Origin of the sequence: Kineococcus lubricus, assembly GCF_050871965.1 — a bacterium.
Taxonomy (GTDB): domain Bacteria; phylum Actinomycetota; class Actinomycetes; order Actinomycetales; family Kineococcaceae; genus Kineococcus.
Window position 1 is genome coordinate 51396 of sequence record NZ_JBJLSK010000012.1, and the last position, 15755, is coordinate 67150.

Below are 15755 nucleotides of genomic sequence, written 5' to 3' on the forward strand. Positions count from 1 at the left end.
GGCGTCGTGGCGATGGACCGGGAGGCGTACCTGCGGCGCTGGAGCGCGCTGCACGGCGGCGCGCACACCAACGCGCTCGTGCGCGGCTGGCTCAGCGGCGCGCACGCGCTCGCGCGGCCGCTGGCGGGCGCGGGCGTCCCGCCCGCCGCGATCACCCTCGCCGGGGCGCTGCTCGCCGCGGTCGCCGCGCTGCTCGCCGTCGTCGGCGGCCCGGGCGGGGCCGCCGCGGTCGCCGCGGGGGTGCTGCTCGCCGCGGCGGGGGTCTTCGACAACCTCGACGGGGCCGTCGCCGTCATGACCGACCGCACCTCCCGGCGCGGCGCCCTGCTCGACGCCACGTTCGACCGCGTCGGCGACGCCGCCTGCGCCGTGGTCCTGTGGGCCTGCGGGGCCCCGGCCTGGCTGGTCCTGCTCGCCGGTGGCCTCGCCCAGCTGCAGGAGTACGTGCGCGCCCGGGGCCAGGGCCTCGGCGTCGACGACGTGGCGATCGTGTCCGTCGCCGAACGGCCCGTGCGGCTGGCGATCACCGCCAGCAGCGCCATCGCCACCGCGATCGTCGTCTGGCTCGACTGGGCCACCCTCGGCGCCGGGGTGTGGGCCGTGCTCGGGGTCATCGGGTTCGTGCAGGTCACCGCCGCCGTCGGGCGCCGGCTCTAGGCCTTCCCGATCAGGTCCGTGACGATGCGGGCCGACAGACCCACCAGCGGCAGCCCCCCACCCGGGTGCGCCGTGCCGCCGACCAGGAACAGGCCGGGCACGGGGGAGCGGTTCGCCGGTCGCAGGAACGCCGACCGCGGCCCGTTGCTGGCGGTGCCGTAGATCGCCCCGCCGTCGCTGCCGGTCCGGTCGGCCAGGTCCGCGGGCGTGCGGACCTCGCTCCAGCGCAACCGGTCCCGCACGTCCAGGCCGCGGCGGGCCATCGTCGCGAGCACCAGCTCGGTGTGCCGGGCCACGAGCTCCCCGTCCCGCCAGTCCGTCCCGTGGCCGGGGTCGTGGACGGGGGCGTTGACCAGGACGAACCACGCCTCGCAGTTCTCGTCCGGCCGCAGCGCCGGGTCGTCGGGCGCGCTGACGTACACCGTCGGGTCCGCCACCGGCCGGCCCGCGGCCAGGTCGGCGAACTCCGCGTCGTAGTCCTCGGGGAACAGCACCGTGTGGTGCCGCAACCCCGGGGTGCGGCCGTCCAGCGCCAGCAGCAGGACGAAACCCGACGACGACCGCAGCCGCCGGCGCGGCCGCGACCGCGGCCGGGGGAGCAGGTCGCCGTACAGCGCCGCCGCGTCCACCGCCGAGACCACCACGTCGGCCCGCACCCGGGTCCCGTCGGCCAGCTCCACCCCCGACGCCCGCCCCCCGGACTCCAGGACCCTCGCGACCGGGGTGTGCGTCCGGATCCGGGCCCCGTTCTCCCGCGCGCGCTCGGCGACCGCCTGCGCCAGCAGGTGCAGCCCGCCCCGCACGTACCAGGCGCCGAAGGCCTGCTCCACGAACGGGACGGTCGCCAGCGCCGCCGGCGCCTTCGCCGGGTGCGACCCCGAGTACGTCGCGTACCGGTCCAGCAGCGTCCGCAGCCGGGGGTCGTGCAGGTACGTCCGCCCCAGGCCCCGCAACGACGCCCAGGGCGCCACCGTCCGCAGGTCGGAGGTGTTGCGCGCCAGCCTCAGCAGCGTCCGCGGGCCCTCCAGCGCCGACTCCAGGAACGGCTCGCGGGCCACGTCCCAGATCCGCGCCGCCCGCCGCTGGAACGCCGTCCACTGCGCACCCGTCCCGGCGCCCAGGGCGTCGTCGAGGGCGCGCGCCACCGCCGGCAGGCCACCACCGGGCAGGTCGAGCTCCGTACCGTCGCCGAACCGGTAGTGCGCCACCGGGTCCAGCGGGACCACGTCGAGGACGTCCTCGATCGGGGCGCCGGTCTTCAGGAACAGGTCCCGCTGGACCGCCGGCAGGGTCAGCAGCGACGGGCCGGTGTCGAAGGAGAAACCGTCCCGGCTGAACCAGCCCAGCTTCCCGCCGACCTCCGGACCCTGCTCGAACACCTCGACGTCGTGGCCCAGGGCCGCCAGCCGCGCCGCGGCCGACAACCCCCCGAACCCCGCCCCGACGACGACGACGCGGCTCACAGCGCCCGTCCCTTCCACCGCAGCCCGCCCCGGCCCCGGCGGCGCCAGGAGTCGGCGAGCAGCCCCAGCAGCACCGCGACCGAGGCCGGGTGCGCGAACGCGTCCGGCAGCGACCGGCCCCCGGTGCGCTCCGCGGCGGCGTACCGGCCGACCACCCCGGCGAGGTACCCGACGGCGCCGGCGCGCGAACCGCCCAGCGCCGCGACCGGAGGCAGCAGGTACGTCACCGCCAGCCCCGCACCGACCGCGACCGCCGCCGGCCGCGAGCCGAAGGCCGACCACAGCGACTTGGCGTACCCCGCGCGCAGCTCGGCCCACCCCCGGTACATCCGGCACGTCCCCAGCGCCGTCCCGTCGGCCACCCCGCCGCGACCCCCGGCGGCCTTCACCGCCCGCAGCAGCGCCAGGTCCTCCAGCACCTCGCCCCGCACCGCCTCGTGCCCCCCGGCGCGGCGGTACGCCGCGGCGTCCACCACGAGGAACTGCCCGTTGGCCGCCGCCAGCGAGGGCCGCGCGGACACCTCGGCCCGCCGCAGCGGCAACGTCGTCAGCCACGACCACTGCAGCAGCGGCTGGACCAGGCGCTCGCTCCAGGTCAGCGCCAGCTGCCGCGGGTACGGGCACACCACGTCCAGCCCCGCGCCCCGCAGCAGCTCAACCGCCGCCGCCACCGCGTGCGGGGCCAGGACCACGTCGGCGTCCACGAAGACCAGCACGTCACCGCGCGCCCGCTGCGCCAGCAGGTGGCAGGCGTACGGCTTGCCCAGCCAGCCCGGCGGGGGACCGTCACCGCGCAGCGACCGCACCCGCGGGTCACCGGCCGCGACCGCCCCGACGACGTCCGCGGTCCGGTCGGTGGAGTCGTCGTCCAGCACGAGGACCTCGTAGTCCGGCAGCTGCACCTGGTCCAGCAGCGACGTCAGGCACTCCCGGACCACGTCCTCCTCGTCGCGGGCCGGCACCAGGACGCTCACCCGGCCCGGGACCGGCGGCGGGTCCAGCGAGGGCACCCGCAGGGCCCGCGCGTTGAGCAGCGAGTGGACCGTCAGCGCGACCGCGCTCGCCGACCCCGCCCACGTCAGGGCCCGCAGCGGCCTCACCGGCCCGCCAGCAGCGACCGCAGGTACGGCAGGACCGTCAGCCCCATGGCGAGCCCGCCGTAGGCGGCCACCGCGGGGCGGCGGAAGAAGACGGCGTTGGCCAGCGTCGACCCGAGCCACGTCCAGCCCAGCAGGGCCGCCGGCACGGTCTGCGGGGTCGCGCGCTCGGCGGGCAGCACCCGGTGCAGGGCCGCGCACATCACGGCCGAGGTCAGCAGCCACCCCGCGTAGTTGGACAGCGGGATCCCGGGCACCCCCGGCAGGTGCGGTCGCGGCGTCCCGAAGGCCCAGTGCCCCGCGGCGGTCATCTGCGGGTCGAGGAACAGGTCCCAGGAGGCGAGCGTCCAGGCGGCGGCCGAGACGGTGGCGACCTCCCGCCGCGCGCCCGGCAGGTCCCGGGCCAGGTGCCGCCCCAGCCGGACCGCGGGGTGCGCGAGCATCGTCCAGGCCAGCGGCACCACCACGGGCACGCCCAGGACCTGCGGGCCGAGGGTCCCGGCGTAGCGGTACCGGCCGAACGGCAGGCCCGTGCGGGTCCCGACCGCCTCCGCGGCCAGCCCCAGGCCGCCGGCGACCGCGAGCGTCGTCGCCGCCGCCCGCAGGCCACCGCGCCGGGCCGCGTCGGCGACCGAAGCGGCGGCGAAGGTCGCGACCGAGCCGATGGTGGTGCGCCGCAGGGCCTCCCCGCGCAGCAGCGGGTAGGCCACCTGGGACAGGACGGCACCTCCCGCGAGGGCGCCGGGCAGGACTCCGGTGAGCGTTCGGGCGCGGGGGGAGGGCACGTCCAGCACTCTAGGGACGGGCTGCGACACCGGCCGCGCGGGGCCCGGACCGGCCCCGCCGCCTCACGGGGTCCGGCCGCCCAGGGTGCCGCGCACCCCCACGACGTCGAACCGCGCGAACAGCTCCTCGGCGTACCAGCCCTCGCGCGGGGTCCGGACCATGACGTCGCGGTGCGCGGCCCCCCGGTGGGCGAACTCGCGCAACGCCCGCGTGGAGTCCCACAGCGAGAACGTGCCCTGGAAACCCAGCGGGGCCTCGCCGATCCCGAACGCGCAGCGCAGGCCCGGCACCGCGTGCAGCTCGGCGGCCACCGGCGGCACCGCCCGCCAGAACGAGGCGGCCCGGCCCGGGCGGAGGCGGGCGCGGGTGATGGAGGCCACGGGACCGTCCCCGCCCTCCGGCGGGCCGCTGCGCGCGGCGGCCGGGCCGAAGGGCTCACGGCCCGACCAGCGACCGCGGCTGCCGCGCGGGGCGAGGCGGAACTGGACGCGCTCGCGGGCGATCCCGGCCCACGCCCGGACGGGCCGGGAGGTCTCGAACCGCTCGGCGTCGGCGGGGGAGTCCCACGCGACCAGCGCCGCCCAGCGCAGCGGGTCGGCGTCCCGCACGGTGAAGGTGCGGCCGTCGCCGGTGCCCAGGAGCTTGGCGAAACGGGCCCCGGGCAACCGGGGCAGTACCGGGCGGTCGGCGGCCATCCGCCACAGGGCGCGGGGGACGTCGTGCGCCGCCACGGTCCAGACGTCGAGCGTGACGAGGTGCGGGGCGGACACCGGGCGAGGCTACCCGGGGACGGTGGTGCCGACCTGTTCGCGCACCACCGCCGCGCAGTCGGCCGGCCGGTCCCACGGCGGGACGTGCCCGCACTCGGACCACTCGATCCACCGCGCGTGGGCCGGGGCCACCGACCGCCTGCAGTACTGCGGGGGGAGCACCCTGTCCCGGCCGCCCGCGACGATCGTCACCGGCGCGCGGACGTCCTCGGCGCCGGTGAAGGCCCCCGCCGCGATGCCGGCGTCGGCGGCCACGTACCCGGGAGCCGTCGCGATGGCGGTCAGCGCCTCGCGGACGACCTCGACGGGCAGACGGCGCGGGGCCGTGCTCGTCGCGGCCAGCGCGATCGTCACGCCGATCCGGGTGGTCGCGACCCGGCCGGGCAGCCGCCCGGCGAGCCGGGCGAACTGCTGCCCCGTCGGCAGCAGCGGCGGCCGGCGGCGGGGCGTGGTCCACAGCCCCGCGGGCGTGAAGGCCGTCACGTCGGCGACGACGCCGTCCAGCTCCCCGGCCGCGGCCGCCGCCTCGAGGGTGATCCAGCCCCCCAGGGAGTGCCCCACCAGGTGCACCGGTTCCCCCTGCGCCGCGGCGAACCGCTGCAACCGCGACCCCAGGGCGCGGGGCGTCATGCCCGCCGGGGGGACGGGCGGGGCGTCCCCGTGGCCGGGCAGGTCCACCACGACGACCCGGTGGTCGGCCGCCAGGTGCGGCAGCATCAGCGACCACGCCGAGGCGGCCCCTCCCAGGCCGTGCACGAGCACCAGGAGCGGGCGACCGGGGTCGGACGACCCGGTGCGGTGGACGGCGAACCCCTCGATCAGCTCGGTCATCCGAGTTCGACGGGGTGGCCCCCCGTCAGGCGCAGGAGCTCGTCGTAGCGGGTGCGGAAGACGGCGTGCGGGTGGCCCGCCGGCACCCACACCTCCCGGTGCGGGGCGAGGGCGACGTCGACGAACGTCGGCAGCGGTTCGGCCAGGCCCAGGGGGGACGCCGACCCCAGGACCGACCCGGTGCGCCGCAGGACGTCCGTGTCGTCGTCGCGGAACAGCTCCGGCTCGCACAGCACGGCGCCCTGCGGGGCCAGTAAAACCGGGTTGGCCGCTTATTTTATAACCAAAAGTTGGCGGACCTCCGGGTTGCGCAGGAGGCCCGTGGGGGCTAACCCCCCCACCGGGACCCGCAGGTGGCGGGCCAGCGCGGCGGTGTCCCCCGGCGGGACCGGTACCTCCCGGACCTCACCGGCCGCGTCGAGGTCCGCCAGAGCGCCCGCCGTGCACTCGACGGCGGGGACGTGCAGCACGGAGGGCCGGTCGGGAGGGGGAGTCGTCAGGGAGCCACCGCCCGCAGCCGGTTCCTGACGCAGCACCCACCTCATGCCCCCTCAGCGTAGAACCGTTCCCGTTCCCCGTCGCCCCGAGCGACCCCGCGGGCCGGACGCCTCACCCCTCCTCGGCCACCAGCACGTTGCCGCCGCTGAGGACGTGGACGCCCACGCCCGGGGAGGTCGTGGTCGCGGTGCCCTCGATGGGGCGGTAGGGCAGCCCGGCGATGGTGTACTCCCCGGACCAGGTGGTCGTGAGGGTGATCGTGCGGTCGCCGGGCTCGGTGTACGTGTGGGTCAGCGTCTGGTGCGGGTACGCCCGCCCCGGGTCGCTCGTCGGCCCGATGCCCGCCCCGTCCCCGAGGTCCCACGTCCAGTCGGTGGGGGTGGCGCGGATCGTGACGGGGAACCCCAGCACGGTCGTGTCCCGGGTGACCGTCCCGCCGGTGGTGCGCAGCACGAGCGGGACGTTCAGGAGCGCCTGCCCGGTGTCCGGCTGCAGGTGCACCGGACTGGGCGGCAGGCCGACCCGGCGCAGGTCCGCGACCGTGACGGCCGGGATGACGACGGGTTCACCGGCCGGGGCGTCGCTCGTGCAGCGCGCCCCCTCGTTGGTCCAGCGGGCCTCGCCGGCGACCTGGGTCCAGGTGGCGGTGAAGGTCTGCCCCGGGGGGCACGTGTTGTTGGATGCACCGCAGTAGTTGTCGAAGCGGGGACCGTCCGGGCGGTTGTTGGCGCAGGCGGGGACCCTGGTCACCTTGACCGGCGGTTTGGAGGCTTTGCTCCCGCCGGGCTTCCCGCGGCTCGCTCTCGGAGGTTTGTTCAAGCCTGCCTCGACTTCGAACTCCTTGCCGTGTGCTCTGCCTGAGTGCTGAGGAGAGGCGTGGACGACGGCTGATGGGACGACGATCAACGCCGAGGTGAGCGCGATGATCAGAACCAACCACGTCGCCGTACGGATCGAGTCGTTCACTGGGCTTCCCAGACGACCCATCGTCCGTCGACCCATTTCAACCACAGGAAGAAGGGCGTCTCCCCGATACCCTCCACCTCGTCGGTCGTGTGGCCGAACCGGTCCACGATCGTATGGGGCGGTCGGCTGGCGTAGACGTCCATCTGGACTTCGCCGATCTCCTCCTCCCAGGACAGGTAGTGAGTGCCGATGAACTGTGTCTCGAGGCCGACGTGCGAGAGGCCTTCTGCCAAGAAAGTGCTGACGTCGTCGACGTCGTCGGCGCAGCCAGCGCAGTCGACGTCCGAGATCGAGGTGAGGAGCTCGACGTCCCCGGTGTTCCGCGAGTAGTTCAAGACCTTGATGTAGTAGCTGGCGAACGCGCTGGCACCCTCGCGGGAGAACTGCGTCGCCAGACCGCTCAGCTCCGGCGCCGGCAGGTCGCGTGTCGTGGTGGGGTTCGGCGTGGCGCTGGTCGTCGGCGGGGGGACCGGCGCGTCGGTCGACGCGACGGTCGCCCGTGTCGGCGTCGCCGAAGCACTCGCCGCCGGTGCAGCCGCTTCCTCGTTCGAACACCCGGCGAGCAGACCGAGGCAGACGAGCCCGGTGGCGGCCGCGGTGAGGGGACGGAGCTGGATCACCGGCGCACGCTCCCACGTCCGCCGGGGCGGCGGAGGCGCTGGACGGCGCGCTGTGGACAACCTGTCGGCCGTTCGGGTGAGGGGCCGGGGGAGGTCCGGCCGGGTGACCCTCGGCGTTCGGGGGGCGACTCCCCGTCGTGTGGATAACGCGTTCGGCGTTGACGACCGTCGAGGGCCGTGGTGTAGTTCAACGTGTGTTCGAACCGGTGTTCGAACACGATGAGGCCACTCGAGGTGCGGTCCGGTGGGAGGGGAAGCTCCCCGGGCCGCACCCGAGTGCGTCCTCGCGGGCCGCTTCCCCCGGCTCGCCGCGCCGCGCGATCCGCCGCGGCGCCGGCTCGAGTGGGGAGGGTGACGAAGGTGCGACGGTTCTCCGACGAGGTGCACGTCCGGTCCGGCGAACTGGCCGAGGGGGGCCGGGCCCCGGTCCAGTTCATCTGGCGCGGCAGGCTCTACGTGGTCCGCGAGGTGCTGTCCCGCTGGCGCGAGCGCAGCGCCTGGTGGGAGCACGCCGCGATCGCCGCCGTCCACGGCGACGCCACCGAGCCCGACGCCTCCCGCGACCACCGCCCGCGTCCCGTCCTGGAGATCGGCGACCTCGAGCGTGAGGTCTTCCGCGTCGAAGCGGGTTCCGGGCGCACCGGTGGCTGGGGCGTCTACGACCTCGCCCGGCCGGTGGCGCCGGGAACGGCGGTCGTGTCGGAGGTCGCTGGTAGTTCTTCGTCCGAAGCGTCGGAGGACTGGCGGTTGCTGCGGGTCAGCGACTGAGGGCCGTCGACGGGAACCGATCAGACCGACCGGAGGAGCACGCGATGTCCACCCGCCCCGACGTCCCCGCCGGCGTCCCCCGTCCGCTGACGACGGCCGCTCTCGACCTCCTCGCCCGCTGCGAGGACGAACTGCTCACCGCGCTGCGCACCGAGGACGTGGGCGAGCGGTACGTCCACGCGCACCTCGCCGCGCTCCGGGCCGGTGCCGCGCTCGTCGCGGTCAACGGCCGCCCCCCGAGGGGCCGTCGCAGCGGGGGCCCGCGCAGCGTGTGGGAGATGCTGCCCGCCTACGACCCGGCGTTGCAGGGCTGGGCGGACCGGTTCGGGCTGACCGCCTCCGTCCGCGCGGCCGTCGAGGCGGGCCGCGTCGGGGTCGTGGACGCCGCGGCGGCCGACGACCTGCTCGCCGACGCCGAACGGTTCCACCGCGTGGTCGAGTCGATGCTCGGGTTGAGCGCCCTGCCGATCGCCGGCTGACCCGCGGCTGAGCCGCCCCGGACCAGAGAAACCAGAACCACCCGGTCTTCCCCACGGGCACGTTCCGAAGGACGTCCCATGACCACCGCACGACCCGCCAGCCCGTTCCCGCACCTGCACGTCGCCTCGGGGTACTCGTTGCGCCACGGCACCTCGACCCCCGACGCCCTCGTCTCCCGGGCGGCCGACCTCGGGATGCCGACCGTGGCCCTGACCGACCGCGACGGCCTGTACGGGGCGGTGAAGTTCGTCCGGGCCTGCGACCGCGCCGGTCTCCGTCCCGTCCTCGGGGTCGACCTGGCCACCGCACCCACCGGGCTGGTCGACGACCTCCCCGGCTGGGCCGACCCCTCGGCCCGTCTGCGGCGCGAACCCCGGCGGACCCCGGTCCGGGGCGGTGCGGTGGTCGACCCGAGGTTCCCCCGCGCCACCGTCCTCGCGCTGGGGGCCGACGACTGCGGTGCGGGCAACGGGTGGGCGGCGTTGTGCCGGCTGGTGAGCGCGACGCACCTGCGCGGTGAGCGCGGGAAACCGGTCAGCAGCCTCGAACTCGTCGGCGCCCACGCGGCCGGGCCCGGCGGGCGTCCCGCCCTGGCCGTCCTGCTCGGCCCGGGTTCGGAACTGGGGCGGGCGGTGCTCGCCCGCCGCGACGACCTGGCCCGCGCCGTCCTGCGGGCCTGGCGCGACGTCCTGCCGGACGGCTCGCTGCACGTCGAGGTCGTCTGCCACCACGCACCCCCGGGGACGGCCGGCAGCGTCGAGCACGCAGCCCGGGTGCTCGCCCTCGCCCGCTCCGCCGGGGTTCCCGCCGTGCTCACCGCGGCGGTGCGCTCGGCCGGGCCCGACGGCGCGCTGACCGCCGACCTGCTCGACGCGATCCGCCGGCTGGTGCCGCTGGGCACCCGGCACACCGACCGGGTCACCGGCCAGGGGCACCTGCGGCCCACCGCCGACATGGTGCGGACGGCGGCCGACGTCGCCCACGCCGCGGGTGAGCCGGCCGCGGCCGCCGAACTCCTGGGGGCCACCGGCCACCTCGCCGAGCGGGCCCGGCAGGACCCCTCGGCCGACCTCGGCATCGGGATCCACCACCTGCCCGACCCCGCCGCGCTCGGGCTGCGCGAGGACGCCGACCGGGACGCCGTCCTCAGAGCGCGGTGCGAGGCGGGGGTCGGTCGCCGGTACCCGGGGGCCGGCCGGGAACTCGAGACGCGGGTCCGGGACCGCCTCGACCACGAACTCGCGATCGTCCGGACGACGGGGTTCGCCAGCTACTTCCTCACCGTCGCCGAGGTCTGCGACCTCACCCGGGCGATGGGGGTCAGGGTCGCCGCCCGCGGTTCGGGTGCGGGCAGCCTCGTCAACCACCTGCTGGGCATCTCCGACGTCGAGCCGCTCCAGCACCGCCTCCTCGTGGAACGGTTCCTCAACCCTCGGCGCAGGCAGTTGCCGGACATCGACCTCGACGTGGAGTCCGCCCGCCGCGAGGAGGTCTACGCGGCGGTCCTCGACCGGTTCGGGGGTGAACGCGTGACCTGCGTGTCGATGATGGACACCTACCGGGTCCGGCACGCCGTCCGCGACGTCGGCGCCGCGCTCGGGCTGCCTCCGGGGGAGATCGACGCCATCGCGACCTCGTTCCCGCACCTGCGCGCCCGCGACGCCCGCACCGCCCTCGCCGAGCTGCCCGAACTGCGGCGCAGCGGCCTGGCCGAGGAACGCCTCGAGGTGTTCTTCGACCTCGTCGGGCGCCTCGACGGCCTGCCCCGGCACATCGCCCTGCACCCCTGCGGCGTCGTGCTGTCCAACCCCGGCCTCCTGGACCGGACCCCGGTGGAGGCCAGCTGGAAGGGTTTCCCGATGAGCCAGTTCGACAAGGACGACGTCGAGGACGTGGGACTGCTCAAGCTCGACCTCCTGGGGATCCGGATGCAGTCCGCCATGGCCCACGCCGTGCGGGAGGTCGCCCGGGTCGAGCGGGTCGACGTGGACCTCGACGACCGCGACCAGGTCCCCCTGGACGACCCCTCCACCTACGAGCTCATCCGGTCCACCCGGACCCTGGGGTGCTTCCAGATCGAGTCCCCGGGGCAGCGGGAACTGATCGGGAAGTTCGGGCCGCGGACCTTCGACGACCTCATCGTCGACATCTCGCTGTTCCGCCCCGGGCCGGTGAAGTCCGACATGGTCACCCCGTTCCTGGAGGTCCGGCAGGGGTGGGCCGCCCCCGACCACCTCGACGACCGGCTGGCGCACGTCCTGGGCCCCACCGGCGGGGTCGTCGTCTTCCACGAGCAGGTCATCGAGATCATCCAGGCCACCACCGGGCACGACCTCGCCCGCTCCGACGAGTACCGCCGCCGGCTGGGGACCCGGTCCGGGCAGGAGGAGGTGGAACCGCGGTTCCGCCGCCTCGCCCTCGAACGCGGTTACCCCGAGGCGACGGTCGACCGGATCTGGGAGGTGCTCACCGCGTTCGCCTCGTTCGGTTTCTGCAAGGCGCACGCGGCGGCGTTCGCCCTCCCGACGTACCAGTCGGCGTGGCTCAAGGCGCACCACCCGGCGGCGTTCCTCGCGGGTGTCCTCACCCACGACCCGGGCATGTACCCGAAGCGGCTGATCCTCGACGACGCGCGGAACCTCGGCATCACCGTCCTGGGTCTCGACGTCAACGCCTCCGGCGACACCTACCGCGTCGAGGAGGTCGACCCCCCGGCGCAGTTCCCCGGCGACAGCCTCGACCCCTGGCTCGGCGGCCGCGGCGTGCGCAACCCCGACGGTCTCGGGCCGGGCGTCGCGGACGGCACGGGTTTCGGCATCCGGCTGTCCCTCACCGACGTCAAGGGGATCTCGGCGGCGGAGGTGGCGCGCATCCTCGCCGGGCAGCCGTACCGCTCCCTGGCCGACCTGTGGCAGCGGGCGCGTCCCACCCGCCCGACCGCCGAACGCCTCGTCCTGGCCGGGGCGCTGGACTCCCTGCACGGGATGCGGCCGCTCGACCGGGTCACCGACCCCGCCCCCCGGCGCGGCCGGACCACCCGGCGCGACCTGCTCCTGCAGGTCGCCGAACTGGACCGCTGGAGCCGGTCCGGCGCGAACGGCCCGGCGCCGCGGCGAACGGCGCGACGGACCCGCGGCCCCCTCGACGTCCGCGCCGCGGCCGCGGCCCAGTCGCGGGCGGCCCGCCCCGTCGACGACTCCGCCCGGACGGTCCAGCTGGCCCTCGACCTCGGGAACGCCCCCGAGGAGGTCGCGGTCAGCGGGCTGCCCGACATGACCGGTCCCGAGCGGGTCCGCGCCGAGCTCGACGTGCTCGGCCTGGACGTCAGCGCGCACGTCGTCGACCCCTACGTCCCGTTGCTGCGGGCCCTGGGGGTGACCCCGGCCCGGGAACTGCGCTCGCGGCGCAGCCGGTCCGAGGTCCTCGTCGGCGGGGTCAAGGTCGCCACCCAGACCCCACCGGTCCGCTCCGGCCGGCGCGTCGTCTTCCTCACCCTCGACGACACCACCGGACCGGTCGACGCGACGTTCTTCGAGGACGCGCAGGGCCCCTACGCCGCGACGGTCTTCCACTCCTGGCTGCTCCTGGTGCGCGGGGTGCTGCGCCGGACCGGCCCCCGGGGGGTGTCCCTGCGGGCCACCGGAGCGTGGGAGCTGCCCGTGCTGCAGGAGGCCTGGACCTCCAGCGGGCTCGACGCCGTCCACGCGCTCCTCGCCGCCGCCCCCGACCCGGGCTACTCGCACACCGCCACCGGGGCCGCGGCCGCCAGCAGGTCCAGCCGGCCGGTGGTGGTGGTGCCCCCGCCGGCGCGCGCGCAGGAGCCCGGACCGACCGCCGGGGGGACGGGCGCCCGGCGCGTCCTGGTGCACGCCAGCGGCTTCCTGCAGTCGCCCTACGCCGACCTCCGGCCCGCGGGGGAGGACCCCCGCAACTCCCGCGCCCTCGGCCGGGTGGAGGACCCCCGGGACGTCCCCGACCGCAAGCTGTGGCACTCCAGCTCCGGCAGCTCGGGACGGTGACGCCGACGGTGGGAGCGGTCGGTACGGCGCGCGAGCCCGTCGCCACGGGGTGTCTAGGGTGGGGACGCGCAGCACCACCCGCACGAGGCTGGAGGAACGAGTGGCGAAGGACCGGGGCCGCCCCCGCACGTCGACGGTTCTCTGGGGAGGGGTCCAGCGGCTGCTCGCCGAAGCCTCCGCCGACCGGGGCAGCGGCGAACTCGCCGTCGTCGACCTCGGTGGCGGCACCGGCGGGCTGGCGGTGCGCGTGGCCGGTCTGGGGCACCGCGTCGTCGTCGTCGACCCCTCGCCCGACGCCCTCGCCGCGCTGGAGCGCCGCACCGTCGAAGCCGGCCTGTCGGACCGGGTCCGTTCCGTGCAGGGGGACGCGACGGAGCTGTCCGGTCTGCTCGACCCCGGCAGCGCCGACGTCCTGCTGTGCCACGGCGTCCTCGAGGTCGTCGACGACCCCGTCGCGGCCCTGCGCGCCGCCCACGACACCCTGCGCCCCGGGGGCCGCCTCAGCCTCCTCGTCGCGCAGTGGCCCGCGAGCGTGCTCTCGCGCGTCCTGGCCGGTCAGCTCGCCCAGGCCCTGCACGTCCTGTCGGACGAGGGGCGGCGCTGGAGCTCCCACGACCCCCTGCGCCGCCGGTTCGACCGGGCGAGCGCGACGGCGCTGGCCGAGCAGGCCGGTTTCACCGTCACCGCGGTCGAGGGCACCCGGACGTTCAGCGACCTCGTCCCCTCGGCCAGCGCCGAGTCCGACGACGACCGCGCCCTGCTGCAGCAGCTGGAGTCGCTGGCCGCGGCGGAGGAGGAACTCCTCGTCCTGGCCGCCCAGCTGCACCTGCACGCGACCCGCTGACGCCGCCCCGGCGGCGGGCCGGGGCAGGACCCGGTGAGCCGCCGCCCGGTGCCGCGCCCCGACACCCCCGAGGGGTGGGGCCTGGACCACGACGACACCGGGTGCACCGTGCTGCACGTCGACATGGACGCCTTCTACGCCTCGGTCGAGCTGCTGCGCCGCCCCGACCTCGCCGGGACGCCCGTCATCGTCGGCGGCGGCGACCGCGGCGTCGTCCTGTCGGCGACCTACGAGGCCCGCCGGTTCGGGGTGCACGCGGCCATGCCGATGGCCCGCGCCCGACGGCTGTGCCCGACGGCCACCGTCCTCGTCCCGCACCACGAGGACTACGCGCGGATCTCGGCCGGGGTCATGGAGGTCTTCCGCTCGGTCACCCCCGTCGTGGAGCCGCTCAGCCTCGACGAGGCGTTCCTGGACGTCGCCGGCACCGTGCGCCGGCTCGGCAGCCCCGCCCGGATCGGGGAGCTGCTGCGGGCCCGGATCGCCGACGAGCAGGGCATCACCTGCTCGGTGGGGGTCGCGTCGACGAAGTTCGTCGCGAAGCTCGCCTCCGGCGGGGCCAAGCCGGACGGTCTCCTCGTCGTCCCGCACGCCCAGACGGTCACCTTCCTGCACGCGCTGCCCGTCGGCGCCCTGTGGGGGGTGGGGGAACGCACCGAGGAAGCCCTCACCCGCCTCGGGCTGCGCACCGTCGCCGACATCGCGCACACCCCCGTGGCGACCCTGACCCGGGGACTGGGGGAGGCGACGGGCCGCCACCTGCACGCCCTGGCGTGGGGGCGCGACGAACGGCGGGTCGTCGCCGCCGTCCCCGAGCGCAGCATCGGGTCGGAGGAGACCTTCCCCCGCGACGTCGACGACCCCCGGTACGTCCACCGCGAGCTGCTGCGCCTGGCCGAGCGGACCGCCGCCCGCGCCCGGGCCCAGGGGCTGGCCGGCCGGACGGTCGTCCTGAAGGTCCGGTTCTCCGACTTCACGACGATCACCCGGTCCCGGACCCTGCCCGAGCGCACCGACGTCACCCGGGAGATCCACGCCACCGCGCGGGACCTGTTCGACGGCCTGGGTCTGGAGCGGGCCCGGTTGCGGCTGGTCGGGGTCCGCCTCGAGGGGCTGGCGGACTCGGCCACCGCTCCCCGTCAGCTCGTCCTGGGGGAGCGGGCCCACGGGTGGCGCGAGGCCGACGGGGCGGTGGACCGGGCCGGGGCCCGCTTCGGGGCGGGCAGTGTGAGACCCGCCACCCTGCTGCCGCCGCCCTGACCGGGTGGGGCCGGGCGAAGGGCCCGTGACCTGCGGTGGAACCCATCCCGACGCTGTGTCGTTCCCCCGGCGGAGGGACGGGACACGCCAACCGCACTGCAGCACCTCCAGGTGTGAGGGACGATGTGGTAGGTCGAGTTTCGCCCACCGCCGCAGGGACATATCCTTGGACGACAACGTGCGCACGCCAGGAGGTACAGGTGCCGCTCTCGGAACATGAGCAGCGTCTGCTCGAGCAGATGGAACGTGCGCTGTCCGCGGACGATCCCAAGTTCGCCAACGCCATGAAGGGCTCCCGTCACGGACGCGCCGCCAAACGGCGCCTCCTCGTCGGCATCGCTGCCGTCGTGGTGGGTCTCGTGCTCCTCATCATCGGGGCCAGCACGAGTCAGATCTGGCTGGGGGCAGGCGGTTTCATCGTCATGCTCGCCGGCACGATCTGGGCCTTCTCACCGGCTCGGGGAACCCACGGCACGGCCAGCGGGCAGCCTCCCACCACGGGTGCACCGCGCCCGCCGCGACCGGGCCGGTCACGACGGAGCGGTTCGTTCATGGAGCGTCTCGAGCAGCGGTGGGATCGTCGACGGGGTCAGTGGTGATCACTCCCCACCCCGTCTGACGGGGTGGGTCCGAACGGGCGCCGTGGGTCTCCACGGCGCCCGTTCGTCGTCCCGGGCACCGGGGGCGTGGCCCGGC

15 protein-coding genes are annotated in these 15755 nt (G+C 76.0%); 7 read left to right on the forward strand and 8 right to left on the reverse strand.

The genetic code is table 11. The features are described from left to right. The first annotated feature begins 12 nt into the window (after positions 1 to 12). The gene (locus tag ACRYRX_RS10825) at positions 13 to 657 is read left to right on the forward strand and encodes a CDP-alcohol phosphatidyltransferase family protein (RefSeq protein ID WP_432512017.1); all 645 of its coding nucleotides are present in this window, start codon (positions 13 to 15) and stop codon (positions 655 to 657) included. Here ACRYRX_RS10825 and ACRYRX_RS10830 read toward each other — a convergent pair. The 8 genes from ACRYRX_RS10830 to ACRYRX_RS10865 all read right to left on the reverse strand — a co-directional run bounded on the left by ACRYRX_RS10830 (position 654) and on the right by ACRYRX_RS10865 (position 7688). Beyond that, positions 654 to 2120, reverse strand: a complete 1467-nt coding sequence (locus tag ACRYRX_RS10830; RefSeq protein ID WP_432511916.1) for a phytoene desaturase family protein — start codon at positions 2118 to 2120, stop codon at positions 654 to 656. The two genes, ACRYRX_RS10825 and ACRYRX_RS10830, sit on opposite strands and share 4 nt — an antisense overlap. Then, positions 2117 to 3220, reverse strand: coding sequence for a glycosyltransferase family 2 protein (locus ACRYRX_RS10835; RefSeq protein ID WP_432511918.1), 1104 nt, complete (start codon positions 3218 to 3220; stop codon positions 2117 to 2119). Before ACRYRX_RS10835 ends, ACRYRX_RS10830 begins: the two co-directional genes overlap by 4 nt. After that, the gene (locus ACRYRX_RS10840) at positions 3217 to 4002 is read right to left on the reverse strand and encodes a carotenoid biosynthesis protein (RefSeq protein ID WP_432511920.1); all 786 of its coding nucleotides are present in this window, start codon (positions 4000 to 4002) and stop codon (positions 3217 to 3219) included. Before ACRYRX_RS10840 ends, ACRYRX_RS10835 begins: the two co-directional genes overlap by 4 nt. A 63-nt stretch (positions 4003 to 4065) precedes the next feature. Then, positions 4066 to 4773 carry a monooxygenase gene (locus ACRYRX_RS10845; protein WP_432511922.1) on the reverse strand — a complete coding sequence of 236 codons (708 nt, stop codon included), beginning with the start codon at positions 4771 to 4773 and terminating at the stop codon, positions 4066 to 4068. Positions 4774 to 4782: 9 nt separating this feature from the next. Next, entirely contained in the window at positions 4783 to 5604 is an 822-nt protein-coding gene (locus ACRYRX_RS10850) for an alpha/beta fold hydrolase (protein WP_432511924.1), read from the reverse strand. Further along, positions 5601 to 5840: a YbaK/EbsC family protein gene (locus ACRYRX_RS10855; RefSeq protein ID WP_432511926.1), complete on the reverse strand. Its 240-nt coding sequence runs from the start codon at positions 5838 to 5840 to the stop codon at positions 5601 to 5603. Before ACRYRX_RS10855 ends, ACRYRX_RS10850 begins: the two co-directional genes overlap by 4 nt. Before the next feature lie 373 nt (positions 5841 to 6213). Beyond that, positions 6214 to 6852: a PKD domain-containing protein gene (locus ACRYRX_RS10860; RefSeq protein WP_432511928.1), complete on the reverse strand. Its 639-nt coding sequence runs from the start codon at positions 6850 to 6852 to the stop codon at positions 6214 to 6216. A gap of 212 nt (positions 6853 to 7064) precedes the next feature. Beyond that, a complete protein-coding gene (locus ACRYRX_RS10865; RefSeq protein ID WP_432511929.1) occupies positions 7065 to 7688 on the reverse strand; it encodes a DUF6318 family protein in 624 nt (207 codons plus the stop codon). 351 nt (positions 7689 to 8039) lie between these two features. On the opposite strand from ACRYRX_RS10865, the gene ACRYRX_RS10870 reads away from it, so the two are divergent. From ACRYRX_RS10870 to ACRYRX_RS10895, 6 genes are all read left to right on the forward strand, one after another. Then, positions 8040 to 8456: a DUF6504 family protein gene (locus ACRYRX_RS10870; protein WP_432511931.1), complete on the forward strand. Its 417-nt coding sequence runs from the start codon at positions 8040 to 8042 to the stop codon at positions 8454 to 8456. A gap of 44 nt (positions 8457 to 8500) precedes the next feature. After that, a complete protein-coding gene (locus tag ACRYRX_RS10875) occupies positions 8501 to 8935 on the forward strand; it encodes an SAV_6107 family HEPN domain-containing protein (RefSeq protein WP_432511933.1) in 435 nt (144 codons plus the stop codon). Between the two features lie 78 nt (positions 8936 to 9013). Beyond that, the gene (locus ACRYRX_RS10880; RefSeq protein ID WP_432511935.1) at positions 9014 to 12955 is read left to right on the forward strand and encodes a DNA polymerase III subunit alpha; all 3942 of its coding nucleotides are present in this window, start codon (positions 9014 to 9016) and stop codon (positions 12953 to 12955) included. A gap of 58 nt (positions 12956 to 13013) precedes the next feature. Beyond that, positions 13014 to 13799 carry a methyltransferase domain-containing protein gene (locus ACRYRX_RS10885; protein WP_432511937.1) on the forward strand — a complete coding sequence of 262 codons (786 nt, stop codon included), beginning with the start codon at positions 13014 to 13016 and terminating at the stop codon, positions 13797 to 13799. Positions 13800 to 13832: 33 nt separating this feature from the next. Continuing rightward, a complete protein-coding gene (dinB, locus tag ACRYRX_RS10890; RefSeq protein WP_432511939.1) occupies positions 13833 to 15059 on the forward strand; it encodes a DNA polymerase IV in 1227 nt (408 codons plus the stop codon). Positions 15060 to 15259: 200 nt separating this feature from the next. Further along, positions 15260 to 15658 carry a DUF3040 domain-containing protein gene (locus ACRYRX_RS10895; protein WP_432511940.1) on the forward strand — a complete coding sequence of 133 codons (399 nt, stop codon included), beginning with the start codon at positions 15260 to 15262 and terminating at the stop codon, positions 15656 to 15658. Positions 15659 to 15755: the final 97 nt, after the last annotated feature.